This window comes from Nocardia cyriacigeorgica NBRC 100375 (assembly GCF_000308555.1).
In the GTDB taxonomy this organism is placed as follows: domain Bacteria; phylum Actinomycetota; class Actinomycetes; order Mycobacteriales; family Mycobacteriaceae; genus Nocardia; species Nocardia cyriacigeorgica.
Genome location: NZ_BAFY01000171.1, coordinates 1 through 22,417 on the forward strand (window position 1 = coordinate 1; position 22,417 = coordinate 22,417).

Here is a 22,417-nt window from a genome sequence, read left to right on the forward strand (position 1 = left end):
GAACGATTCACGCAGCCGACGTGCGACGGGTGCTTCCACCGTCGACGACGCCGACTTCACGAACTCGCCTTGCTCCTTGAGCGTTGCGAGTAGTTCCTTGCTCGTGACACCGAGTTCTTTGGCCAACTCGTGCACGCGGGCCTTGCCTGCCACTGCTCTCCTCACTGAGAGGTCGAGCAGCGCCACCGTTGTTCAGGGGACGGCGGCCCGCACGACCTCGGGTTATCTCCGATGGACGTTCATCGTTGGTACTTCACGGTGTGCTCATGAGTGCTCGTGCCTGTTCTCGAGGTAATGCTCCAGGGCTGAGATATCCAGATGTCCGGACACTCGTAGTGCTCTGCCGATCGCTCGGCGCCGAACCGCAAGGCTCAGACAAGCCGAAAAGGGGTGCAACCAGGCACCCCGTCCGGGAAGTCTGCGCCGCGGGTCGGGCACGATCTCGACAACGTTTCCGCTGCCGTTCCGGGCCACGATCCGCAACAGATCGGCGGCCAGCTCGCGCTTACGGCATCCGATACACGTTCGCACCGGAGCTGCCGGGCGCTGGGGCGCCTGGTCGTGCTCGGTGGTGCGTTCGGGCGGGGAAGCCGGTGGCTCGTGCTGAACCTTGGACCACTCTACCGCTGCCACGGTCCGATCACCGAACCCCGCCCCTGCCGAAGTTACCAACATGTCATCCCGGCCGGTTGTTCCCCGCGGCGCCGCGCCGGGCCGCACGCGTCGCGAGTGGGTCAACTGTGCTGGGCTTCCGTGCGCACGCCACCGCCGGTGTCGGGGGCGGCGTCGCTGCGGATATCGATGCGCCAGCCGGTCAGCCGGGCGGCCAGGCGGGCGTTCTGGCCCTCCTTGCCGATGGCCAGCGACAGCTGGAAATCGGGGACGACAACGCGCGCGGCCCGCGCATCCGGGTCCACGATTGTGACCGACACCACCTTCGATGGGGAGAGCGCATTACCGACGAAGGTGGCCGGATCGTCGGCGTAATCGATGATGTCGATCTTCTCCCCGGCCAGCTCGCTCATCACATTGCGCACACGCTGACCCATCGGCCCGATGCACGCGCCCTTGGCGTTGACGCCCGCGACGGTGGAGCGGACCGCGATCTTGGACCGGTGGCCCGCCTCCCTGGCGACGGCGACGATCTCCACCGACCCGTCGGCGATCTCGGGCACCTCCAGCGCGAACAGCCGCCGCACCAGATTCGGGTGCGTACGCGAGAGGGTGATCTGCGGGCCACGCGGGCCGCGCGAGACGCCGACGACATAGCACTTGATCCGGTCGCCGTGCTCATAGGTCTCACCCGGCACCTGCTCGGCGGGCGGGATCAGGCCCTCGGCACCGTGCAGTTCGCTGCCGATGCGCACCACGACGGTGCCGCGGGCGTTGGCGCGGGCATCACGCTGGACGACGCCGCCGACGATATCGCCCTCATGGGTGGAGAATTCGCCGAAGGACTTCTCGTTCTCGGCATCGCGCAGCCGCTGCAACACCACCTGGCGTGCCGTGGTGGCGGCGATGCGGCCGAAACCCTCCGGGGTGTCGTCCCATTCGGAGATGACGTCGCCGTCGGCGTCGAGTTCGCGCGCCATCACCCGGACCACGCCGGTCTTCTGGTTGATGTCGATGCGCGCGTTGGGCTGATGGCCCTCGGTATGCCGGTAGGCGGTCAGCAGCGCGGACTCGATCGCGGAGATCACGGTCTCGATCGAGATCCCCTTGTCGGCGACGATCGCGCGCAAGGCTTCGATTTCGATGTTCATTCCACGGTCCCTTCGATCGAATCGGACGCTGCAACAGACTGGGGCGACGCCCCGCTGGTTCCTCTGGTGTCCGCGGCGTCCTCTCCCGCGGGAACAGTTGTGGCCGGCTCGCTGCCGGGGACGGGCCTGCCCGGCGCGACGCCGCCGGCGAGTTCGAGCTCACGGGGGCTCGGCGGAGAGAACTCCACCTGGACGACGGCGGTGGCGATATCGGCGAGCGGGACAGTGACCCGATGTGGTTTGGCCTTGCCGCCGAGCACGAGCGCGATGGCGTCACCGGCGAGCTTGCCCACGCGCGCATCGAAGGTCGCTTTGCCGCCGGGATCGGGCGGTTCGGCGCCGGGGCGCAGCGTTACTCGCACCTTCCGGCCCTGGGCTCGCCGCCAATGCCGGTCGGTGCTCAGCGGGCGGTCGATGCCGGGAGTGGAGACCTCGAGCAGGTACGGCGACTCGCCGAAATCGCCGGCGTCGTCGAGCTGGGCCGAGAGTTCGTTGCTGAGTTCGGCGATGGCGTCGAGGTCGGCGGGGTCGTCGCTGTCCACGATCACCCGAACCCGAGCCTGGGCATCGGCATGCCGTCCGGCCGTCGAGATCTCGACGCCCTCGAGATCGAATCCCCGGCGTTCGACGGGGCCAGCAACGAGCTGGCTCACCCTTTCCTCGGTCGGCATGGGCATGTGGGGCGGCTCCTGGTTCAGTTGTGGCGCGAGCGGAAATTTCTGTACCGAAGGTCTAGCGTAACGCGCCCGGAGAGTGTAAAGGACGATCGGCTACAAGCAAGTTCCCCAGCCCGTGGCATCGCCGCCGGGGCACGCAGCGCCGGAAGGGATGACGGCGACGGACCCGGCGCCGTCCGTGCGCGGTCGACGCCCGCGCGTCTGGCACGATAGTGCGGTGCCCAACCGCCTTCCCATCCGGTCCGAGGCCGGGTGTATTTCCGGCATACCGATCGCTCGGCACGCTTCCCGTTTCCGTCCGGTGAACCGGCGCACCGCGCTACGGCTGGCCGGCACCGGCGCGGTGGGTGCCGCCGCGCTCGCCGCGGCCACGGGATGCGCGCAGGAATCGGAGCTCGAACCCGATCCGCTTCTCACCCAGGAACTTCTGGCGCGCACCGATGCCGCCGCGGCGACCGCGGCCATCGCCCTCGACCCGCAGCGGCACGGCGCACTGACGCTGATCGCTTCCGAGCGCACCGCGCACGCCGAGGCGCTGCGGACCGAGATCGACCGTCTCGTCGGCGTCTACGGCGACGGCACGCTGCCCAGCCGCCGCCAGCCCGAGGTGACCGTCGCGCCCGCGGCGCCGGTCGATGTCGCCACGCTGCGCGATCAGCTGGCCGCATCCCAGCGCGCGGCCGCCGATCTGGCCTCGACCCTGTCCGACTACCGGGCCGGGTTGCTCGCCTCGATCAGCGCCGCCTGCGCGGTGCACGCCGAAGTGCTGCTGGCATGAGCGAGTCAGGCCGAGTCACGCCGCGGAGGAGGCAGCTTGCGTTACCAGGCAGTGGCCCTCGAACATGCCGAAATGGACGCTGCATGAGCGAGCCGCTTCCCGTACCCGCCACGAAGGACCCCGCATGACCGAGTCCGAGCGTCGCGCCCTGCTCGACGCGCTGAGCGCCGAACACGCGGCCGTGTACGCCTACGGCCTGATCGCCGCCTACGCCTCCCCGGAGCGCGCTCGATTGGTGGCCGAGAACACCGCCGCCCATCGGGCCCGCCGCGACACCACCATCGACGCCGTCGAGGCCGCCGACATCACGGCGCCACCACCGGATGCCGCTTACACGATGCCGTTCCCGGTGATCGATCCGGTCGCCGCCGCGCAACTGGCCGCGACCGTCGAGTCCGATACCGCCGTGGCGTGGCGTTCGGTGGTCGAGCAGGGCGAGTCGGAGCTCACCCGGCGTATGGGTACCGACGCGCTGACCGAATGCGCTCTGCGCCTTGCGGTCTGGCAGTCGATTCTCGGAGTCTCGCCGCCCACCACACCGTTCCCCGGTCAGCCGTAACACCGGCGACGGACCACAGGCGCGTACCGCGTCGCATCGATGCGCGGCTACACGTCGAAGGCCGCGGCGTTCTCCTTCGCCCACTGGGCGAAGGTGATGGCGGGACGCCCGGTGAGCTGTTCCACGCTGCCCGTCGGGGCGGTGGGATTCTCTTCGCCGCCGCCGAGCACATTATCGACGTACCATTCGGCGTTCTCGCCCATGCTCGGCGTCAGCGCGACCACCGCTTCGTCGCGGGAGACCCGCAGGAACTCGATCTCGCGGCCGAGGGCCGTACCGAGCTGACGCACCAGCTCCCGCCTGGTCAGGATTTCGGGGCCGGCCAGCCAGTGGGCCTTGCCGAGGTGGGCGTCGCTGTCCAGCAGTGCCACCGCGGCGACAGCCGCGATATCGTCCATCGCGATCGGCGCGCTGGCGATGTCGGGGTACGGTTCCCGCACCGCGCCGGTATCACGGATCTGCTGTGCCCAGGTCTGGGTGTTCTCCATGAAGTCGCCTGGCCACAGGTGCGTCCACGCCACCCCACTGGCCTCGACCGCGGCTGTCACACTCCCCCACCAGCTCTCCGGCTCGCCGGACAGGTCGACCACGTGTCGCACGCCCGCCGCCCGGGCCAGCGCCAATACCTCGCCGACGGTGTCGGGGGCCGGCGCGAGGTACAGACTGTCCACGCCCTCCAAGGCGGCGGGCAGGGTCTCGACCCGCCGCACATATCCGTGGGCCACTTCGACTTCCGGGGGCAACGCCGCCTTGGCCGGGTTGGTGGTCAGGGCGCGCACCCCGGTCGCACCGCGTGCCAGCAGCTGATCCACGACCTTCCGGCCGATGTTTCCGGTCGCGCCGGTCACCAAGATCGTCACCGCGAATCCTCCCTGATCGAATGAGCCTGCTCCGCCATTCTTGCCAGGGTTCACCGGCGCGCGCACATGGCGATTTCCACACGAGACACCAGCACGCCCACACCGAGTCGGTGGGGGCGTGCTGGGACCTGTTCGGCTGCCCTATCGCCTGATCCGGCGTGACAGGACTCGGATCCGCGCTCAGGGGCGCATCGCGTAGGCCCCGTCGTAGGAGGCGACCTCGCTCCACACCCGGTCGAAGCGGTCCCGGTCGGCCGCGGGGGTGCGCAAGGCGCCGAGTGCCCACTGCCGCTGGGCCTCGGTGGCCGAGGGCTTGCCGTAGAGGGTGGTGGCGTAGGTGTTGAAGTCGCGGATCTGGAAGTCGAAGATCTGGGCGAGCAGGTCCGGGTTCAGGCCGGTGATGGCCGCCTGCTCGAGGATCAGCTGACCGTAGACCACCAGCGAGAACAGGTGCCCGACGGTGAGCATGAAGTCCAGGTCACGCTGCTGGTCGGCGTCGGGCGCCGCGGTGGTGAGCAGGGTGCGCAGAGCCTGGGCCTGCTCGTAGAAGCGGGCGACGTTCGCGATGTCGGTGTGCTTGTCGTAGACCTGGGTCCAGTCGGCGAACTGCACCTTGCCCGCACCGCGCGCCGGGCCCTGATGCCAGAAGAACTCGTCGTCGGCGGCGTCGAGGCGAGTGCCGATCTCCGGGTATTCCTTCGGGTTGAACAGGTAGTTCGGCATGAACTTCAGGATCTGGCCGACATTGACGTGCACCGTGCCCTCGAGCCGGGGCAGGGTGTTGATCAGCCGGGCCACCTGCGCGAAGTAGGTGGTGTTCTCGAAACCCTTGGCCGCGAGCACATCCAGCAGCAAGGTCATCACGACCTCACCCTCGGACGTCACCTTCGACTTGGTCATCGGGTTGAACAGCAGGTAGCGGCGGTCGTCGAGGCTCGCGCTGCGGAAGTAGTCCACGGCGCGGTCGCTGAACAGCTTCATCGCCACGATGCGGGCGTAGGCGTCGACGAAATTGGTGCGCACATGCGGGAAGTCGGTGACCGGGTTGCCGTAGAGGATGCGGTTGTTGGCGTGAGTGATCGCCTCGTAGAACGAATGCTCGACCATGCCGATGCCGCCGTGGCAGAGGTTGAACTTGCCGACGTTGACGGTGTTGAGCGCGGCGCTGAACGCCTCCGGCCCGGTGTGCAGGATGTCCTCGGCACGCACCGGGTAGTTCTCCAACCGGAAGGTGCTCACATACATCTGCTGATGAACCACATTGCGGATCAGGTGGTAGTTCTCGTGCCTGCTGTCGGCGGCGAACCAGACGTAGCCGTCGGCGCCCTCGATGTCGGCGCGGCGGGAGAACACCGACACCATGCTCGCGACGTTGCCGTTGCCGATGTAGTACTTCTCGCCGTTGGCGCGGAACAGGATGCCTGCCTCGGCGTCGGCGCTGCCCGGCTCGGTCGGGGTGAGCACCAGGTCGGTGTTGTAGATGTCGGCGCCGTGCGCACGCTCGGACAGCCCGAACGCCATCACCTCACCGGCGGCCAGATCCCGGGCCGCGCGCTGCTTGGCGGCCTCGTTGTCGCTCTGCCAGATCGGGCCGAGGCCGAGGATGGTGACCTGCTCGGCGTACCAGTAGGCCAGCCCGTAGAAGCCGAAGATCTCCGACAGCGCGGCATTGCGTGCCGCGTCCCAGCGGCGGTTCGGGTCGCCGTCGGCGTAGGCGGACGGGGTGAGGAAGGTCGCGAACAGCTTCTCCCGCTTGACGAACTCCAGGAAGTCCGAGGTGAAGACCGCTGCGTCGTCGTCGGCGAGCAGCCGCTGCTTGCCGCGCTGTTCGAACCACTCGATGGTCGCCCGCAACAACCGCCTGGTCTCGGCATCGAAATGCTGCGGATCGTAGGTGGCCGGATTGAACAACAACGCCTCAGAGCTCGTCATGGGCGTCAACCTACCAGTGGGTAGCACTGTTTCACCGGCCTGACCAGGCCATTTCCCCTACGTAACCGTAGGTTCGACGCTGCGGGCCCCGAGTTGTCGTGCGGGTGCCACGTCCGCGCGAGCGGCGGCCTCCCGGCCCGCGACCCGGCCGAAGGCCAGGGCGTCGGCGATGTGGAAGCCGCCGTCCTTGGCCCAGCTGTAGGTCGAGCTCACCTCACCTGCGGCGTACAGTCCGGCGATCGCCGCACCGGCCACGTCGAGTACCCGGGCGCGGCCGTCGCGGCGCGGGCCGCCGTTGCTCCAGCCGAGCAGTGGCGCGACCTCCAGGACATAGAACGGTGGCTGCGACACCGGCGCCAGGGTCCGCGGATCCCGGCCGAAGCTGTCGTCGCGACCGTATTCGCAGGCCTTGTTGTAGCGGGCGATGGTGCGTTCAAGGATTGCCGGGTCGACGCCGATGAGGCCGGCGAGTTCGGCGATGGAATCCGCGCGCCGGATCAGCCCGCGCTCGATCTCGGAGCTGTTGTCGGCGCTCCAGCCGAAGTCCTCCATCAGCAGTTTCCAGCCGACGGGCAGCACTTCCCGGCTCGGGCTCAGCGGGCCCGCCGTGCGCATCCGTTCGTCGAAGATCAGGTGGAACGGGCGCAGCGGGAACAGTTCCAGATCGCCGTTGCGCTCGATGTGGCCGTGCCGGTTCTCGGCGGTCTCATCGACGAATCGCCGGCCATCGGCGCCGACGAACAGATAGTGGTGGGCCGCCCACAGGGCGAGGAACGCGCCGGGCCCGTCGTCGACGCGCACACCGGTGATCGTCATCATGTTGCCCATATGCCACAGGTCGGCGCCGAGACGCTGGGCCATGCGGTGGCCGTCGCCGGTACTGTGCGGTGATCCCCAGATCGGCGCACCGGTCAGGCCCAGGTAGTCGCGGACCATCCGCGGATTCGCCGCGAAACCGCCGGTCGCCAGCACGACACCGCCGTGCGCCCGGAGCCGGCGGCCGTCGCCGGTACGCACCCCCGCCACCGCCTCGTCCTCGGTGATCAGCTCGACCGCGGGCGTGCTGAACCGCACCTCGATGCCGCGCTCGGTGAGGGCGCCGAGCAGGAAGTCGTAGAGCAAGAAGTTGCCCATCTGCGCGCCGACGGTGTCCATGCCCCCGTAGCAGTCACTGCCGTCGAGGCGCAGGTATTCGGCCTCGGTGTGGTACTGGGCGCTCGCGCCCACCTCGGCACCGAGCGAGCGCAGCCAGGTGGAGTTGAGCGCCGTCTCCCGCGCCCACGCTTCGACGACGTCATCGGCGACCGGGTACGGCCCGCACAGCGACCGTAGGAAGACCGCCGCCCGCTCCGGGTCGCGATTGATGAACCAGCCCGCCCCGGACACCCGGGTGTTGCCGCCGGCTGTGGCCGGGTCTGCCTTGTCCAGCACCACGACCCGCGCACCCGCGGCATGCGCGCTCAATGCCGCGGCAGCCCCGGCCGCCCCGACACCGAGGACCACCACGTCGAATTCCTCGTCGAACCGCACGGCACCCATAGCGAATTCCTTTCCACAGCCGGTGATCTCCCTACGGAGTCCACGGCCATGGTGCTCGGCGGCACGGGTGTGCGCGCCTGTCGAATCCCTCTCAGCGGGAGCCGCTGTCGCGTCGGCGAGACGACGGCCTGCGGAAGTAGCCGGCGCAGCCGAGAACCGCCCCCTGCGATGCCGACGCCCCCGGTCCATGGCGGAGCCGGGGGCGCGGGCGTGGTGACAGGCTCAGCCGCGGATCTTGGCGATCACCGCGTCCACCGCGGAATCGGCGGGGATGTCCTCGGATTCGCCGGTGAAACGGTTGCGGAGTTCGACCTTCCCGTCGGCCCAGCCGCGGCCGATGACGAGCACCCACGGCATGCCGAGCAGTTCGGCGTCCTTGAACTTCACACCGGGCGAGGCGGTGCGGTCGTCGAAGAGGACGTCCAGCCCCTGGGCGTCGAGGCCGGCGACGACCGCTTCGGCGCCGTCCCGGGCGGCGGCGTCCTTGTTGGCGATGACGACGTGGACGTCGAACGGCGCGGCCGAGGCCGGCCAGCGCAGGCCCTTGTCATCGTGCTGCTGTTCGGCGATCACCGCGACCATGCGGGAGACGCCGATGCCGTAGGAACCCATGACCAGCCGGACCGGTTTGCCGTTCTCGCCGAGCACATCGACCTCGAAGGCGTCGGTGTACTTGTAGCCGAGCTGGAAGATGTGGCCGATCTCGATGCCGCGCGCCGAGACCAGGGTGCCGCGCCCGTCGGGCGAGGGGTCGCCGTCGCGTACTTCGGCGGCTTCGATGGTGCCGTCGGGGGTGAAGTCCCGACCGGCGACCAGACCGACCACGTGCTTACCCGGTTCGTCGGCTCCGGTGATCCACGAGGTGCCGGTGACCACCCGCGGGTCGACCAGGTAGCGGATGCCGTTGGCTTGCAGTGCCTTCGGGCCGATGTAGCCCTTCACCAGGAAAGGATTGGCGGCGAAGTCGGCGTCGCTGAGCAGCTCGACCTCGGCCGGTTCCACCGACGCACCCAGGCGCTTGTCGTCGACCTCGCGGTCACCGGGAACCCCGATGCCGACGATCTCGGACTTGCCGTCCGGGTGGCGCAGCTTCACCATCACGTTCTTGAGGGTGTCGGCCGCGGTCACCGGCCGGCCGTAGCGCTCGGCCAGGCCCGCGTTGTTGGCCCAGTCGACCAGGGTCGCGATGGTCGGGGTATCCGGGGTGTCGTGGACGACGGCTTCGGGCTGTCCCTCGATGGGCAGTGCGGGCGGCGCCGGGGTGACCACAGCCTCGACATTGGCGGCGTAACCGGATTCGGGGCAGCGCACGTAGGTGTCCTCACCGACGGGGCTGTCGGCGAGGAATTCCTCGGACGCGCTGCCGCCCATGGCGCCGGAGGTGGCGGCCACGATGACGTATTCGACGCCGAGCCGGGCGAAAATGCGCTGGTAGGCCTCGCGATGGGCGTTATAGCTGGCCTTCAGGCCGTCTTCGTCGAGGTCGAAGGAGTAGGAATCCTTCATCACGAACTCGCGCCCGCGCAGGATGCCCGCCCGCGGACGTTCCTCGTCGCGGTATTTGTCCTGGATCTGGTAGAGAGTGACCGGCAGATCCTTGTAGGAGTTGTATTCGCCCTTGACGGTGAGCGCGAACAGTTCCTCGTGGGTGGGGCCGAGCAGATAGTCCGCGCCCTTGCGGTCTTTCAGCCGGAACAGCGCGTCGCCGTATTCGGTCCACCGGTTGGTGGTCTCGTAGGGGTCGCGCGGCAGCAGCGCGGGCAGCGAGATCTCCTGGGCGCCGATGGCGTCCATTTCCTCGCGCACCACCTGTTCCACTTTCCGCAGCACCCGCAGCCCCAGCGGCAGCCAGGAGTAGACGCCGGGCGCGACGCGGCGCACGTATCCGGCGCGCACCAATAGCTTGTGGCTCGGCACCTCGGCGTCGGCGGGATCGTCTCGCAGGGTGCGCAGGAACAGTCGGGAGAGGCGGGTGATCACGGATGCACAGGGTAGTCGCTGGTCCGCGGCCGTTGACAGCGGATTACGGGTTTGCGGCCTCGGGTCCGGTACGGGCGTCCGGAAATGGTCCCGGCGCACGCACCGAACGGGTCGCCGGATAGCCTGCCGCCGCAGCGGTTCGAGCATTCCACAGCGAGCGGACGCGGGCTTGTCCTCGGGCGGTGCGGCGGCATCCGGGGTGGTTGCGGTGCGGTAGCCCGGCGCCGGTTAGCGTTGTCGCTCGTGCTGGTGCTGCTCCCTCCTTCCGAAACCAAGTCCGACGGCGGCTCCGGTGCGCCGCTCGCGCTCGGCGAGCTGGCGATGCCGCAGCTCACCGCGGTGCGGGAGCGGCTGCTCGACGAACTGGTGCGGCTGGCCGGTGACCCGGACGCCGCGCGGACCGCGCTGGGACTCGGTAAGGGCGCCGACGCCGAGATCGCGCGCAATGCCGCCCTGCGCACCTCCCCCACCCGGCCGGCGCTGGAGCGCTACACCGGGGTGCTCTACGACGCCCTCGACGCCCGGTCGTTCACCAAGGTGCAGCGGGCCAAGGCCTACGCCCGCCTCGGCATCGGCTCGGCCCTGTTCGGTGCGGTGCGTGCCGGTGACCCGATCCCGGCCTATCGCCTGTCCGGCGGCTCCAAGCTGCCCGGCCTGCCCACTCTGTCGGCGGTCTGGCGTGACCAGCTGCCCGACGCGCTGCGCGCCGAAGCCGGCGAGGAGCTGGTCATCGATCTGCGTTCGGGCACCTATCAGCAGCTCGGCCGCGTCCCCGGCGCCATCACCGCGAATGTGCTCACCGAACATCCCGACGGTTCCCGCACCGTCGTCTCACATTTCAACAAGCACCACAAGGGCCTGCTCGCCCGCGCGCTGGTGCTCACCCGCGCCGAACCCGCCGATATCCGCGCCGTCGCCCGGATCGCGACCAAGGCCGGGCTGCGCACCGAGATCGCCTCGCCCACCGAACTTCTCATCATCACCTGATCTCCCCGATCGGAATGCGCCGCAGGCCCGAGGTGTTGGCGAGTGTTGTGAGCACAACTACAGCCGTTCTGTCCGATGACCTGAAGAAGTACGTGGACGAGGAGCGCGTCTATGCCACCGTCGCGACCGTCGGCAAGGACGGGCAGCCGCATCTGACCGTCGTCTGGATCACACGCGACGGCGACGACCTGGTGTTCTCCACCACCGTCGACCGGGTGCAGGGCCGCAATATCCGCCGCGATCCGCGCGTGACCGTGATGATCCACCCGCCCGAGCGGCCCTTCGTCTACGCCGAGATCAAGGGCTCGGCCACGGTCACTCCGGACCCGGAGCGGGCGCTGCCGGACGAGCTGTCGCTGAAGTACACCGGCAAGCTCTACCGGGATTTCAACCCGGCCTGGGTGAACGACGGAGAGCGGATCATCGTGCGCGTCACCCCGCACAAGGTGACCGGCCGGCTCTGAGCCGGGATCGGGCCGGACTCAGGCCTGCTGGGCCTCTTCCTGAGCGTGCTGAGCCTGCGCCACTTCCTGCGGGGTGTAGCGCAGGGTCAGCGCGAGCAGCCCGACCAGCAGCGCCCCGATGGCCGCGACGAACAACACCAACGTGTAGCCGCTGCCGAGCGCGGTGAGTTCGGCCGCGGTCATATCCGCCGGCTTGCCGGTGCGGCCGCCTTCGGACAGCGTGCGCGAGGCCGCCAGCGGTGTCAGCAGGCCGATCGCGATCGGGGTGCCGAGGCTCAGGAACATCTGGCCGATCGCCGACAGCGGGCCGATCTCATCCTGTGGCACCCCGACGAGCACGCACAGCGGGATGAGCACGATGGCCAGGCCCATGCCGAAACCGATCACCAGGAACAGCCCGAGCAGGGTCGGCACATAGCTGACGTCACCGTCGAGCGTCGAGCCGAACCCCAATCCCGCCACCAGAACCACGGCCGCACCGCTGAGCAGCCAGCGCGGCGCGACCAGCATCGCCAGCTTCGACGACAACGCGCCGCCGATGCCGATGCCGACGGTGAACGGGATGAACGACAACCCCGCCACCAGCGGGCTGTAGCCGACCACGTTCTGCACGAACAGTCCGGCGAAGTAGGTGGTGGCGCCGAGCACGCCGCTGGCGAGCAGGATGATGACGAAGGTGGCGTTGCGGTCGCGGTGATCGAACAGCGACCACGGCAGCAGCGGGTTGGCCACGGCGCGTTCGGCCAGCACGAACACCACCAGCAGCACCACACCGCCGATCAGCGAGCCGATGACGTAGGGGCTGTCCCAGCCGAACTCCGGGCCCTCGGTCGCGCCGAACACGATCAGCGCGCAGGCCAGGGTGCCGAGGATCGCGCCACGAACGTCGAGGGTGAGCCGGTGATGGGTGGTGTCGCGCAAGGCGATCACGGCGCCGAGGATGATCAGCGCGCCGATGGGCACATTGATCAGGAAGATCCAGCGCCAGCTCACCTCGGTGAGCGCGCCGCCGATCACCAGTCCGCCGACCGAACCGAGCGCCGCCATCGACCCGAAGATCGCGAAGGCCTGATTGCGCACCGGTCCCGGCGCGAAGGTGCTGGCGACCAGCGCGAACGCGGTGGGGGCCGCGAGCGCGGCGCCGGTGCCCTGGAAGGCGCGCGCCGCGATCAGCATGCCCTCGTTCTGGGCCAGCCCGCACAGCAGCGAGGCCAGGGTGAACAGCGAGACGCCGAGCAGGAACATCCGCCGTCGCCCGAAGGAATCGCCGATCCGGCCGCCGAGCAGCATCAGCCCGGCGAAGGGCAGGCCGTAGGCGGTGACCATCCAGGCGCTGCCGGAGCTGGACAGCCCCATCTCCTCCTGCAACCGCGGCAGCGCCAGGATCACCACGGTGCCGTCGAGCACCACCATGAGCTGGAGTCCGCTCAGGACGAGGATCGCGAGCCCGAAGGCCCGCCGCGTCACGGGGTACTGCGTCGTAGCAGCGGCTTTGTCGAGCACAGGGAGTCACTGTAATCGACGGTCACAAGCACGCCGCCCGGTGCGTCGGGCCGGGACCGGCCGGGGAGCCGGCCCGGCGGTACGGCCACCGGTACTGCCGAGGGTGTCGGAAGCCGGGCCGGTCGATCACCGGCCACGGATCGATAGCACTCAGTCGCGTGCGGCAGCGTCCGCGGAGAAGGCCGCGGTGGGTCCGATCACGACGATGGCAGGCGGGCGGATGCCCTCTGCTCGCACTCGTTCGGCCACCGTCGCCAGATCGGCGCGCAGCACCTTCTGGGTGCGCAGCGTGCCCTCTTGGATGACGGTGGCCGGGGTATCGGCGGGCCGCCCACCGGCGAGCAGCGCATCGGCGAATTGCTCGATCCGCTCCACGGCCATCATCAGCACCAGTGTGCCGCGCAGCCGCGCCAGCGCGGGCCAGTCGACCAGCGAATCCGGGTGATCCGGTGCCACATGCCCGCTGACCACGACGAATTCATGGGTCACTCCGCGATGGGTGACCGGGATACCGGCGGCCGAGGGCACCGCGATCGGGCTGGTGATGCCTGGCACCACAGTGACCGGCACACCGGCGGCCACACACGCCTCGACCTCTTCGAAGCCGCGGCCGAACACATACGGGTCGCCGCCTTTGAGCCGCACCACGAACTTGCCCGCTTTGGCGCCCTCCACCAGCGTGGTGTTGATCGCCTCCTGCGCCATGGCGCGCCCGTACGGGATCTTCGCGGCGTCGACGACCTCGACCTCGGGACCGAGTTCGGCCAGCAGTTCCGGCGGCGCGAGCCGGTCGGCGACGACGAGATCGGCGCGCGCGAGCAACCTGCGCCCGCGCACGGTGATCAGATCCGGATCGCCGGGCCCACCGCCGACCAGCGCGACTCCCGGCGCGAGCGGAGTCGAATCATCGGTCACCACACCCGATTGCAGCGCTTCGAGCAGCGCGTTGCGCACCGCGGCCGAGCGCTTGTGCCTGCCGCCCGCGAGCACCCCGAGGGTGAGGCCGTCGTAGCGGGCGGTGGCAGGGGTGACGGCGGTGCCGAGCCGGGCGTTGTCGGCGCGCACACAGAAGATGCGGCGGCGTTCGGCCTCGGCGACGACGGCGGCGTTGGTCTCGGGCTCGTCGGTGCAGGCGATCGCGTACCAGGCGCCGTCGAGATCGCCGTCGGAATAGGCGCGCAGTGTGAGGGTCAGCTGACCGGAGCTCGCCATGCCCTCGACCGCCGGGGTGGCCTCGCGGCTGATCACGTGCACGTCCGCGCCCGAGGCGATGAGCAGTCCGAGCCTGCGCTGGGCGACGCTCCCGCCGCCGACGACGACCACCCTTCGCCCGTTCAGATCGAGCCCGACCAGGTAGTTCGGGTCGCCCGCTGGCTGGTCCTCGATATCGGCTGACGTGTTCGGCACAAGTGTCGAGATTACGGGGCGCGTCCGGCACCGGCCGCAGGTACCCGGGCGGTCCGCGCCCGAAGCGCCTCGCGCCCGGGCCGCTCGGCGTATCGTCGAGCCGTTCGGACGGTCACACCCCGGGTCAGGTGGTGCACGATGAGCGATGACGGTACGGCGGGCGATCTGCCGGCGCCGGTGGAGCGCGCCCGCAATCCGTTCACGCATTCGCCGCGCGGCGGTCGCGCGCTCAGTGCCCTGCAAGCACCGTTCTTCCGCCTCCGTACGCCCGCCAATTTCGGCATCCTCACCACCACCGGACGTAAGAGCGGTAAGGCGCGCAGCCGTTGCGTGCGGGCGGTACTCGACGGCGACCGGGCCTATCTGGTGATGCTCGGCCCGATCATGACGGGCCTGCCCAAGGAGCAGTCGATCGCCGCGTGGCTGCGCAATATCCGGGCCGACCCGAAGGTGCGGCTGAAGCTTCCCGGCGGCACCAGAGCCGGTGCCGCCAGGGAGATCACCGATCCGGCCGAAGCCGCGCGTGCGCGCCAGATCTACACCACCGCGGTCAAGCCGTTCGACTATGCCGAGTATCGCTTTCACATCGCCGGCAGGCCGACCCGCGCCAAGATCGAACGGCTGCACCAGCATTGGTTCGACAACGGGATCCCGGTCGTCATCGACCTGGCACCGGCCTAGCGACGGGGCGGCGCGCCGCTCAGGGTGCCACCGACAGGAAGTCGGCGAATCCGGTCGGGTCGTGGCGTCCGATGCTCGCGTGCTCGAACAGCCCCCATCCTTCGGCCTCACCGCAGCGGGCGTACGCGACGTGGTCGATGACGCCGTACGGGATGCGCCCGGCGACGGCCGGATCGGTCAGGTCGTAGCGGTCGCTCGAGGTCCAGTCGCGGCCCTTCCACTGGCCGTGCTGCCAATCCGGGTCGCCGCCGTAACCGCAACCGACATGCAGCGGGATATCGGTCACCGTCCGTATTTCCACGTCGAGCGGTTTACCGTCCGGTGTGGTCAGTTCGATGCGAGCCGCGGTGGGCAGCCGGGTGCCGGAGCGGTAGTCGATCGAGATGCGCGGCCAGCCGAGTTGCTCGGTCCGTCCGTCCGGCCAGACCCGGGTGGCGTCGTTGAGGGTGCGCCTGCCGTCGGGTTCTTCCTGCACGATGACGACGACCGCGAAGTCGTCGAAACGCAACGGCATGTACAGCCACCAGAACCCGCCCGACGGTTCGGCGGCCGCCCGCCCCGCCGGTTCCGCTTCACCGACCGGCCGGATCCCCCACGACCGGTCCCTGGTGCCGGTCCACACCGCCGGATCGACGGTGATCTCCCGGCCGTCGACGCGCAGGGTGCCCGACCAGGACCCGACCTGAGCGAACCGCGAGGCCTCGATGATCGGGCGGTTGCCGTTGAGGATCAGATGCGGCTGCTCCTGCACGGTGGGGAAGGCGCCGGTCCAGGTCAGGTCGGCGGCGAGTTCCTCGTGCTCGCACACCAGCCGCAGCCGCCGCAGCGGTTCGAGCACCTCGATGCGGTAACCACCGATCCGCATGTCCAAGCTCCGGTCGCCGAGGGCGTCGGAGAACCGCACCGTGCGTACCGTATTCCCGTCGCGCAGTGCGAGATAGGCGTCGGTGACACCGAGATTCGGGTAGACGCCGAATCCGGTGACCAGCATGGTGCCGCCCTCCCGGTTGTGGGCGTTGAAGTAGCTGCGGTCGTAGAAATTGCGGTCGCTGCTGGCCACCCGGGCCAATGACAGCGGGGTCTGGTGGATCGGGAATTCGTCCAGCGGGGCCGGGGACGAGCCGGGGACGCGGGAGGAATCGGTCATGGTGTCGCTCAATCCCATTCGTAGGTTCCGTCGAGCAGCGCTTCCAGGCTCGCCCGGTGCATCACGTAGTCGTCGCGATCGTCGGTGTCGGTGTCCTCGCCGAAATGGATCATCCGGCGCTTGATCCTGGCCATCACGATGGCATGCCGCAGCGCGGTGTAGACCAGGTAGAAATCGAGATCGCGCACGGTATGGCCGCTGACGGCCTCGTACTTGGCCACCACATCCGACCGGCGCAAGAAGTCGGGCAGCCCGGGCTGGTCGAAACGGGTGGCGAGGTCCTGGAAGAACCGGTGCAGGAAGATGATCCAGGCCACGTCGAGTTCGCGCGGGCCGATGGCGGCCATCTCCCAGTCGAGCACCGCCGCCGGTTCGAATCCGTGGTAGATGATATTGCCGGGCCGAGCATCGCCCCAGGTCAGCACATCGGGGCCGGGATCGGCGGGCCAGTGTGCGGCCAGCCATTCGAAGCCGCGCTCGATGATCGGGATCCGGTAGCCGTCATCGGCGAGCGCCCAGCGATACCAGGCATGCTGGGCGTCGACGTGGCGGCGCAGCGCATCCCCGGGCCCGGCCAGCATGGGAAACCGCCGCACCGGATCGGGGATGGCGTGCACTTTCGCGATGACCTCGACGGTGGCGTCGGTCAACCGCGCCCGCTGCTCGGCGGTCGCGTCGAAAAGCCAGCCGACGAAGACGTAGGGCGGATTATCCGTCGGCACCCGGCCCTCGACCCGGTCCATCACGAAGAACGGTGTGCCGAGCACGCCGGGATCGTTCTCCAGCCAGCGCAGCCGCGGCACCGGTAGATCCGTCGCTTCCGCCACCCCGGCCATCACCTGGTATTGCGTTGCCAGATCGTAGGTTTCGAATACCGGAAACGATTCGTCCTCCGGCGCCATCCTGGCCACGAACGATCCGCCGTCCTGCTGCCCGGCCACGGTCCACTCGGCGTCGAAGAGCACCGTCGAACTCGACATCCCGCCCGCCTGCGGCCGGGACAGACCGGAGATGGACGGCGGCGCGTCGGCGCCGACGCGTTCGCCGAGCCAGCGCGACAGGTCGGTGGCGAAGGAGTCGAGGTCGCGATCGCTGGTGGTCAGCCGACGCTGTTCGGTGGGTGCGGGATCGTCGGCCATCATCGTCCTCCTGATGCCGTACAGCCGGGTACCCGAACGGGCGCCTCCGGCGTCATGCCGTGGATGCGCAAACTGTAACGCGTTTCAAGTTTGCCTTCGGCGAAAGCGGGAAATAGGTGCGGCCGACCGCCTCGTACGCCGGAAGGATGACCCCGAATACATCGGATGAATGATCCGGAATGGGGGTTTCCTTCGGGGTTTATCCGGTTGTGGAGGCGACGACGCCGTCGATACGTTCGGCCGAGGAATCGGATCGGCACAGTGAGGGGCTGCCAGTGGTCGGCGTCGAAGTTCTCGAGCGGCAAGACGATGAGGCTTCCGCGGAGGCGGCCGAGCCACGTCCGTGGCATCCGCTCACGCGGATCGCGTTCCGGTTCTGTTTCGCCTATTTCGGGCTGTTCTGCCTGCTGTTCGCCCAGATCACCTTCGCCTTCACCGGCATCGTCGGCCAGTGGTTGCCCGAGCGGGCGGTGATGTGGCAGATGGATCTGCTCTCGCCGGCTCGAATGGGTGGGGCGCGCGGTGTTCGGCATCGACGCGGTGCTGCACGAGGATTCGGGCAGCGGCGACCAGGCCGTCATCTGAGTGATGGTCTTCTGCATCCTGGTCGTCGCCGTGGCGGCCACCCTGATCTGGTCGATCCTCGACCGGCGCCGCACCGGCTACCCGCGGCTGAGCGCCTGGTTCTTCACCGTCATCCGGCTGTGCCTGGCCGGCCAGATGCTGTTCTACGGCATCGCCAAGGCCATCCCGACACAGATGCCCGAGCCGCCGCTGACCGCGCTGCTGCAGCCGTACGGTGATTTCAGCATCACCTCGGTGCTGTGGTTGCAGGTCGGTTCGTCGCCGGCGTATCAGGTGCTGCTCGGGATCGCCGAGATGCTTGCGGGCCTGCTGCTGTTCTGGCCGCGCACCGCCACCCTCGGCGCGATGTTGAGTGTGGTGAGCATGGCGCAGGTGTTCGTGCTGAACATGACCTTCGACGTGCCGGTCAAGATCCTGTCGTTCCATCTGCTGTTGCTGTCGCTGCTGCTGCTCGCGCCGCAGGCGCGGCGGCTGGCCGACATGCTGATCCTGGAGCGCCCGGCGCAGCCCGCGACACAGCCGCGACTGTTCGACAGTGCGAAGGCCAACCGGATCGCCGCCCTGGTCCAGGTGCTGATCGGCGTCTGGATGCTGGTCGGGGTGGTGGACACGGGTTGGCGGTCCTGGGAGGAGTTCGGCGGTGGCCGCGAGAAATCACCGATGTACGGCATCTGGGCCGTCAGCGAATTCAGCACGGCCGGCCAGCCGGTGCCGCCGCTGCTGACCGATGAGAATCGCTGGCAGCGAGCCATTTTCGAAGATCCAGGAGTGATGTTCATCCAGCGGATGGACGGTGCGTTGACGCCGGTGTCGGCCACCATCGACGCCGAGGCACACACCCTCACCCTCACGGCGCCGCCCTCGCCCGACACCCCGCCGGCGCCGATCGCCACCTTCACCTTCGACCGCCCCACTCCCGGGCAACTGCGCTTGACCGGCGAGCTGAACGGCACCCCGACCAGCATCGTGCTCGATCAGATGGATCTGGCGGCCTTCCCCTTGCGCGGCGGCGGTTTCCGCTGGGTCCAGGAGTATCCGGACTTCCGCTGACACCCCGCAAAACCTGTGCACCCAACGATGGGGGCACAGGTTTTCCCGGACGCGAAGCCACCCCGGTCTGACATAGCGTGCGAGGGCAACCTCGTGTGATGTGCGAATTCGGGAAAGGTGAACAGTGGCAACCCTGGTCGAGTCGCAGGCCCCGGTGCGAGAACAGGGTGACGGTCCTCCGGCCGCGCCACCGCCGTGGCACCCGCCGACCCGCGTGCTGTTCCGGTTCGTGTTCGTTTATCTCGGGATCGGCACCGCCGCCCAGTGGCTGACCGCCCAACTGCTCCGCTCGGCCGGTGTGCCGGAGACGGCGGTGCTCACCCTCGGCCGGTGGTGGTCGCTGCCGCCACTGACCGACTGGTTCGCCGCACACCTGTTCGGGATCGAGGAACCGCTGGGGTACGCACCGACCGGCAGCGGCGACACCGTCACGCTGTGGGTGGCGGCGTTCAGCTGGCTGGTCGTTGCGGCGGTGGCAGCCGCGATCTGGAGTGTGCTCGATCGGCGGCGCACCGACTATCGGCGCCTGGACGGCTGGTTCCGGTTGCTGCTGCGGTTCGCACTGGCCGGTGCTTTGATGCTGTACGGGATGGTCAAGGTGATGCCGTCGCAGATGACCTTCGCGCTGCACCGGCTGATCGAACCGTTCGGCGATATGACCCCGATGGGTGTGCTGTGGTCGCAGACCGCGGCTTCCGAGCCCTATGAGATCGCGCTCGGCTGCGCGGAGATCGGCGCGGGGTTGCTGCTGATCCTGCCCGCCACCGTCACCGCAGGCGCGCTGCTGTCGACCGTGGCGATGGCTCAGGTCTTCCTGCTCAACATGACCTTCGACGTGCCGGTGAAGCTGTTCAGCTTGCACATGTTGCTGCTCTCGCTGGCGCTACTCGCGCCCGAGAGCCGCCGGCTGGCGACGGTGTTGTTCTCCGGCCGGGAAGTCGCGCCGTCCACCGGTTCACCGCTGTTCGGCACCGCGCGCGCGAACCGGGCCGCGCTGATTCTTCAGGTGCTGCTCGGCCTGTGGCTGCTGGTGACGACGGCGCTCGAAGGCTGGGATGCCTGGCACGCCTACGGTTCGGCGCGGCCACGCTCGCCGCTGTACGGCATCTGGACTGTCGCCGAGTACTCCGTCGCCGGACAGCCGGTGCCGCCGCTGCTCACCGAGCCGAACCCGTTCGCCGACCCGACTGCGGCCCGGCTGCGGCGCATCGTCTTCGACACCGTCGACGGCGTCCACCTGCAAGGCATGGACGACAGGCTCACGTGGGTGCCCGCCGCAGTGGACCCCGAACGGCACACCATCACCTTGTTCCGCGACCCCGCCGGTCAGTGGCAGCTCGGCAGCTTCACCTATGAACAACCCGCGCCTGGCCGGCTGATCCTGGACGGCACCTTGGGAATTCGGAAGGTGCATATGGTGCTGGACGAGATTCCGCTCGAACGATTCGCGCTGATCGAACGCGGATTCCACTGGACGCAGCAAGCGCCGCATCTGGAGTAGGTCGTTGCTCGCTGGTTCGCCTCGCACGTGGACGGCCGGCTGCCGGTCACGCTCATGGGCCCTCGCCGGATTTCCGAATGTGCGGGTGCGCTGATCACGACCGCTGCCGATAGGCCGTCGTTGGCAGTACCACGTCGGCGAGGTGGAGCTACCGCTTCGCCTTCGGGCAGCTACCCACCCGGCACCGGTGCGCCGTAGGCGGCGGCAGCGACCACCACACCTGCGACGACCCGGCGGCTGAGGACCAGTCCCCCCGTGCCCGCCAGCAGTGCCGCCGCTTCGGCGACGCCCGGTACACCCAGCGCATCCAGCACGCGCGCGGACGGGTTCGGTACCTGCACGGCGGCGAGCTGTCCGGTGGTGAATGAATAGATGGGTACACCGAATTCGTCAGCGGCGGCCAGAATCCCGGGCTCGTCCGCCCGCCGGTCGACGGTGGCGAGGCAGGCGATCGGCTGCGCGCCGAGCACGGTGCGGACCGCGGCGACGATCCGCTCGGCAGGCGTCCCCCGGCGCACCCCCAGCCCGACGGCCAACTCGAGCCGACCTGTCGGCGCACTGTCGTCGCCGACCCTGCTACCCGACGCACGCAACGGCATCGGTCCGGGAGAACGGGGTGGCAGCGACCTGCCGCCAACCCCGCTGCTCGGCTCCTCCGACGGTATCGGCAGCTGCGACTTCGCCGGAACCGGACTGCTGCTGTCCCCGCTGTCCGGCTCGTCCGACGGGATCGGTGCGCGCGAGTTCCGCGGCACCGACCTTCTGCGAGCCCCGCTATCGGGCTCATACGACCGCACCGGCCCGAGCGAATCTGCTGGCACCCAGCCGTCGCCAACGGCGCTATCCGGCTCGCGTGACGGCATCGGTGCGCGCGAATTCGCCGGCGGCAGTGGTGAATCGAAGCACCGATTCCGGGTTGCCCGCGGGGTGGGTGTGCAGGTAGGAGGCGTGGACCTGGTTCACGACGGCGCCTTCGCGCAGCCGAGCACCGGCAGTGTGCCAGCCCCAGGCCGGTTCGTCGGCGCCCGTGTCGATCAGCCGAGTGCGGTGGAATTCGTGGCCGCGTACGCGTTCGCCCGCGCGCCACAACGGCGAGTCGACCAGGGCGACGGCGTCGCGGTAGCCGAGGGTCAGGCGTGGGCCGAATTCGGCTGTGGCGTCGAGGACTGCGGCCATCGCGTGCCCGTCGAGCGAGCGGGTGAGGTACAGCAGGCCGGCGCATTCGGCGTGGATCGGCATGCCACGCCGGGCCGCTGCCGCCACCGCGGCGAGCAGCTGGGTGTTGGCCGCGAGGTCGGCGGCATGCTCCTCCGGAAATCCACCGGGCAGCACCAGTCCCGCTGTCCCCGCGGGAAGTTCGTCGTGCAGCGGGTCGAACACCTCGACGCGCGCCCCCGCCGCGACGAGCAGCTCCCGGTGCTCGGCGTATCCGAACGTGAATGCCGCACCACCGGCCATCGCGATCACGGGACCGTCGCCGGGTGCCGCGCTCAGCCGTCCCCCGGCGACCGCCCACCGACCTCCACCAGTCGATGTGATCAGCGGGCGCTCTTCGTCGGCCGAGGTGATCACACGGTCGAGGTCGGCCGCGTCCGCGGTGCCGGCGCTGCTGTTGGGCTCGTCGACTCCGCCGGGGTGGGGCGCACGGCTGAACTCGCTTGTCGCCTCGGCAGACAGCGCCGCTTCCGGATTCCACGCCGGTCCGGCCGCCGAGGACGCCGCCAGGGCCGCGATCGCACCCAGATCGACATGGGCGGCGACGAGATCGGTCATCGCGGCCACCGCTGCGGTGGCGGCGGCCCCGTGTTCGACCGCCGGGATCAGCCCGAGATGACGGGAGGGCACTTCGAGTTCGGCCATGCGCG

The 22,417-nt window shown here is 69.2% G+C and carries 19 protein-coding genes and 2 pseudogenes; 7 read left to right on the plus strand and 14 right to left on the minus strand.

Annotated elements, in window-relative coordinates; translation table 11 throughout:
- From RJ05_RS29975 to rimP, 4 genes are all read right to left on the minus strand, one after another.
- On the minus strand, nucleotides 1-153 hold a 153-nt coding region (locus RJ05_RS29975), incomplete at its 3' end, for a translation initiation factor IF-2 N-terminal domain-containing protein (RefSeq protein ID WP_156090827.1).
- 111 nt (nucleotides 154-264) lie between these two features.
- Nucleotides 265-633 (minus strand): YlxR family protein, encoded by a 369-nt coding sequence (locus RJ05_RS32365; RefSeq protein WP_194981601.1) that lies wholly within the window; start codon nucleotides 631-633, stop codon nucleotides 265-267.
- A 101-nt stretch (nucleotides 634-734) separates the two neighbouring features.
- Nucleotides 735-1,763, minus strand: a complete 1,029-nt coding sequence (gene nusA / locus RJ05_RS16415; protein ID WP_036538230.1) for a transcription termination factor NusA — start codon at nucleotides 1,761-1,763, stop codon at nucleotides 735-737.
- A complete protein-coding gene (rimP, locus tag RJ05_RS16420; RefSeq protein WP_036538231.1) occupies nucleotides 1,760-2,440 on the minus strand; it encodes a ribosome maturation factor RimP in 681 nt (226 codons plus the stop codon). Before rimP ends, nusA begins: the two co-directional genes overlap by 4 nt.
- Before the next feature lie 301 nt (nucleotides 2,441-2,741).
- Between rimP and RJ05_RS16425 the strand changes: the two genes are divergently transcribed.
- Both RJ05_RS16425 and RJ05_RS16430 read left to right on the plus strand, forming a co-directional pair.
- Nucleotides 2,742-3,218 (plus strand): hypothetical protein, encoded by a 477-nt coding sequence (locus RJ05_RS16425; RefSeq protein ID WP_051016635.1) that lies wholly within the window; start codon nucleotides 2,742-2,744, stop codon nucleotides 3,216-3,218.
- 124 nt (nucleotides 3,219-3,342) lie between these two features.
- Complete coding sequence (locus RJ05_RS16430) at nucleotides 3,343-3,777, plus strand: ferritin-like domain-containing protein (RefSeq protein WP_036538232.1); 435 nt, start codon at nucleotides 3,343-3,345, stop codon at nucleotides 3,775-3,777.
- A 47-nt stretch (nucleotides 3,778-3,824) separates the two neighbouring features.
- On the opposite strand, the gene RJ05_RS16435 is transcribed toward RJ05_RS16430, so the two are convergent.
- From RJ05_RS16435 to RJ05_RS16450, 4 genes are all read right to left on the minus strand, one after another.
- A complete protein-coding gene (locus RJ05_RS16435; protein WP_036538233.1) occupies nucleotides 3,825-4,637 on the minus strand; it encodes an SDR family oxidoreductase in 813 nt (270 codons plus the stop codon).
- A gap of 180 nt (nucleotides 4,638-4,817) precedes the next feature.
- Nucleotides 4,818-6,569 carry an acyl-CoA dehydrogenase family protein gene (locus tag RJ05_RS16440; protein ID WP_036538234.1) on the minus strand — a complete coding sequence of 584 codons (1,752 nt, stop codon included), beginning with the start codon at nucleotides 6,567-6,569 and terminating at the stop codon, nucleotides 4,818-4,820.
- Nucleotides 6,570-6,626: 57 nt separating this feature from the next.
- Nucleotides 6,627-8,108 carry an FAD-dependent oxidoreductase gene (locus RJ05_RS16445; RefSeq protein WP_036538235.1) on the minus strand — a complete coding sequence of 494 codons (1,482 nt, stop codon included), beginning with the start codon at nucleotides 8,106-8,108 and terminating at the stop codon, nucleotides 6,627-6,629.
- 222 nt (nucleotides 8,109-8,330) lie between these two features.
- Complete coding sequence (locus RJ05_RS16450; RefSeq protein WP_036538236.1) at nucleotides 8,331-10,088, minus strand: proline--tRNA ligase; 1,758 nt, start codon at nucleotides 10,086-10,088, stop codon at nucleotides 8,331-8,333.
- A 243-nt stretch (nucleotides 10,089-10,331) separates the two neighbouring features.
- Here RJ05_RS16450 and yaaA point away from each other — a divergent pair, with 243 nt between their 5' ends.
- Together yaaA and RJ05_RS16460 are read left to right on the plus strand one after the other, a co-directional pair.
- Nucleotides 10,332-11,075 carry a peroxide stress protein YaaA gene (gene yaaA, locus RJ05_RS16455; RefSeq protein WP_036538243.1) on the plus strand — a complete coding sequence of 248 codons (744 nt, stop codon included), beginning with the start codon at nucleotides 10,332-10,334 and terminating at the stop codon, nucleotides 11,073-11,075.
- A 47-nt stretch (nucleotides 11,076-11,122) separates the two neighbouring features.
- Nucleotides 11,123-11,539, plus strand: coding sequence for a PPOX class F420-dependent oxidoreductase (locus RJ05_RS16460; protein ID WP_234012133.1), 417 nt, complete (start codon nucleotides 11,123-11,125; stop codon nucleotides 11,537-11,539).
- Between the two features lie 18 nt (nucleotides 11,540-11,557).
- Here RJ05_RS16460 and RJ05_RS16465 read toward each other — a convergent pair whose 3' ends face one another.
- Both RJ05_RS16465 and cobA read right to left on the minus strand, forming a co-directional pair.
- Nucleotides 11,558-13,042: an MFS transporter gene (locus RJ05_RS16465; protein WP_036538238.1), complete on the minus strand. Its 1,485-nt coding sequence runs from the start codon at nucleotides 13,040-13,042 to the stop codon at nucleotides 11,558-11,560.
- A 150-nt stretch (nucleotides 13,043-13,192) separates the two neighbouring features.
- Nucleotides 13,193-14,449 (minus strand): uroporphyrinogen-III C-methyltransferase, encoded by a 1,257-nt coding sequence (gene cobA / locus RJ05_RS16470; RefSeq protein WP_373365063.1) that lies wholly within the window; start codon nucleotides 14,447-14,449, stop codon nucleotides 13,193-13,195.
- A 138-nt stretch (nucleotides 14,450-14,587) separates the two neighbouring features.
- On the opposite strand from cobA, the gene RJ05_RS29985 reads away from it, so the two are divergent.
- Nucleotides 14,588-15,130 carry a nitroreductase family deazaflavin-dependent oxidoreductase gene (locus RJ05_RS29985; protein WP_081597362.1) on the plus strand — a complete coding sequence of 181 codons (543 nt, stop codon included), beginning with the start codon at nucleotides 14,588-14,590 and terminating at the stop codon, nucleotides 15,128-15,130.
- Between the two features lie 19 nt (nucleotides 15,131-15,149).
- Here the strand turns inward: RJ05_RS29985 and RJ05_RS16480 are convergent, their stop codons facing one another.
- Both RJ05_RS16480 and RJ05_RS16485 read right to left on the minus strand, forming a co-directional pair.
- Complete coding sequence (locus tag RJ05_RS16480) at nucleotides 15,150-16,277, minus strand: Rv3169 family protein (RefSeq protein WP_036538249.1); 1,128 nt, start codon at nucleotides 16,275-16,277, stop codon at nucleotides 15,150-15,152.
- 8 nt (nucleotides 16,278-16,285) lie between these two features.
- Nucleotides 16,286-17,416: a phosphotransferase family protein gene (locus RJ05_RS16485; RefSeq protein WP_036538240.1), complete on the minus strand. Its 1,131-nt coding sequence runs from the start codon at nucleotides 17,414-17,416 to the stop codon at nucleotides 16,286-16,288.
- A 362-nt stretch (nucleotides 17,417-17,778) separates the two neighbouring features.
- Here RJ05_RS16485 and RJ05_RS16490 point away from each other — a divergent pair.
- Together RJ05_RS16490 and RJ05_RS16495 are read left to right on the plus strand one after the other, a co-directional pair.
- Nucleotides 17,779-19,051: pseudogene (locus tag RJ05_RS16490) on the plus strand (DoxX family protein).
- 124 nt (nucleotides 19,052-19,175) lie between these two features.
- Nucleotides 19,176-20,552 carry a hypothetical protein gene (locus tag RJ05_RS16495; RefSeq protein ID WP_051016638.1) on the plus strand — a complete coding sequence of 459 codons (1,377 nt, stop codon included), beginning with the start codon at nucleotides 19,176-19,178 and terminating at the stop codon, nucleotides 20,550-20,552.
- Nucleotides 20,553-20,722: 170 nt separating this feature from the next.
- On the opposite strand, the gene RJ05_RS16500 is transcribed toward RJ05_RS16495, so the two are convergent.
- Together RJ05_RS16500 and RJ05_RS32370 are read right to left on the minus strand one after the other, a co-directional pair.
- On the minus strand, nucleotides 20,723-21,151 hold the full coding sequence (locus tag RJ05_RS16500) for a cobalamin biosynthesis protein (RefSeq protein ID WP_081597363.1): 429 nt from the start codon (nucleotides 21,149-21,151) through the stop codon (nucleotides 20,723-20,725).
- 241 nt (nucleotides 21,152-21,392) lie between these two features.
- Nucleotides 21,393-22,417, minus strand: a pseudogene (locus RJ05_RS32370) (hypothetical protein); the annotation flags it as partial.

Bases quoted from the DNA above. Each gene is read 5' to 3' on its own strand.
- nusA (WP_036538230.1), bottom strand. From the start codon at position 1,763: ATGAACATCGAAATCGAAGCCTTGCGCGCGATCGTCGCCGACAAGGGG.
- rimP (WP_036538231.1), bottom strand. From the start codon at position 2,440: ATGCCCATGCCGACCGAGGAAAGGGTGAGCCAGCTCGTTGCTGGCCCC.
- RJ05_RS16430 (WP_036538232.1), top strand. From the start codon at position 3,343: ATGACCGAGTCCGAGCGTCGCGCCCTGCTCGACGCGCTGAGCGCCGAA.
- RJ05_RS16440 (WP_036538234.1), bottom strand. From the start codon at position 6,569: ATGACGAGCTCTGAGGCGTTGTTGTTCAATCCGGCCACCTACGATCCG.
- RJ05_RS16445 (WP_036538235.1), bottom strand. From the start codon at position 8,108: ATGGGTGCCGTGCGGTTCGACGAGGAATTCGACGTGGTGGTCCTCGGT.
- RJ05_RS29985 (WP_081597362.1), top strand. From the start codon at position 14,588: ATGAGCGATGACGGTACGGCGGGCGATCTGCCGGCGCCGGTGGAGCGC.
- RJ05_RS16480 (WP_036538249.1), bottom strand. From the start codon at position 16,277: ATGACCGATTCCTCCCGCGTCCCCGGCTCGTCCCCGGCCCCGCTGGAC.
- RJ05_RS16485 (WP_036538240.1), bottom strand. From the start codon at position 17,416: ATGGCCGACGATCCCGCACCCACCGAACAGCGTCGGCTGACCACCAGC.
- RJ05_RS16500 (WP_081597363.1), bottom strand. From the start codon at position 21,151: ATGCCGTTGCGTGCGTCGGGTAGCAGGGTCGGCGACGACAGTGCGCCG.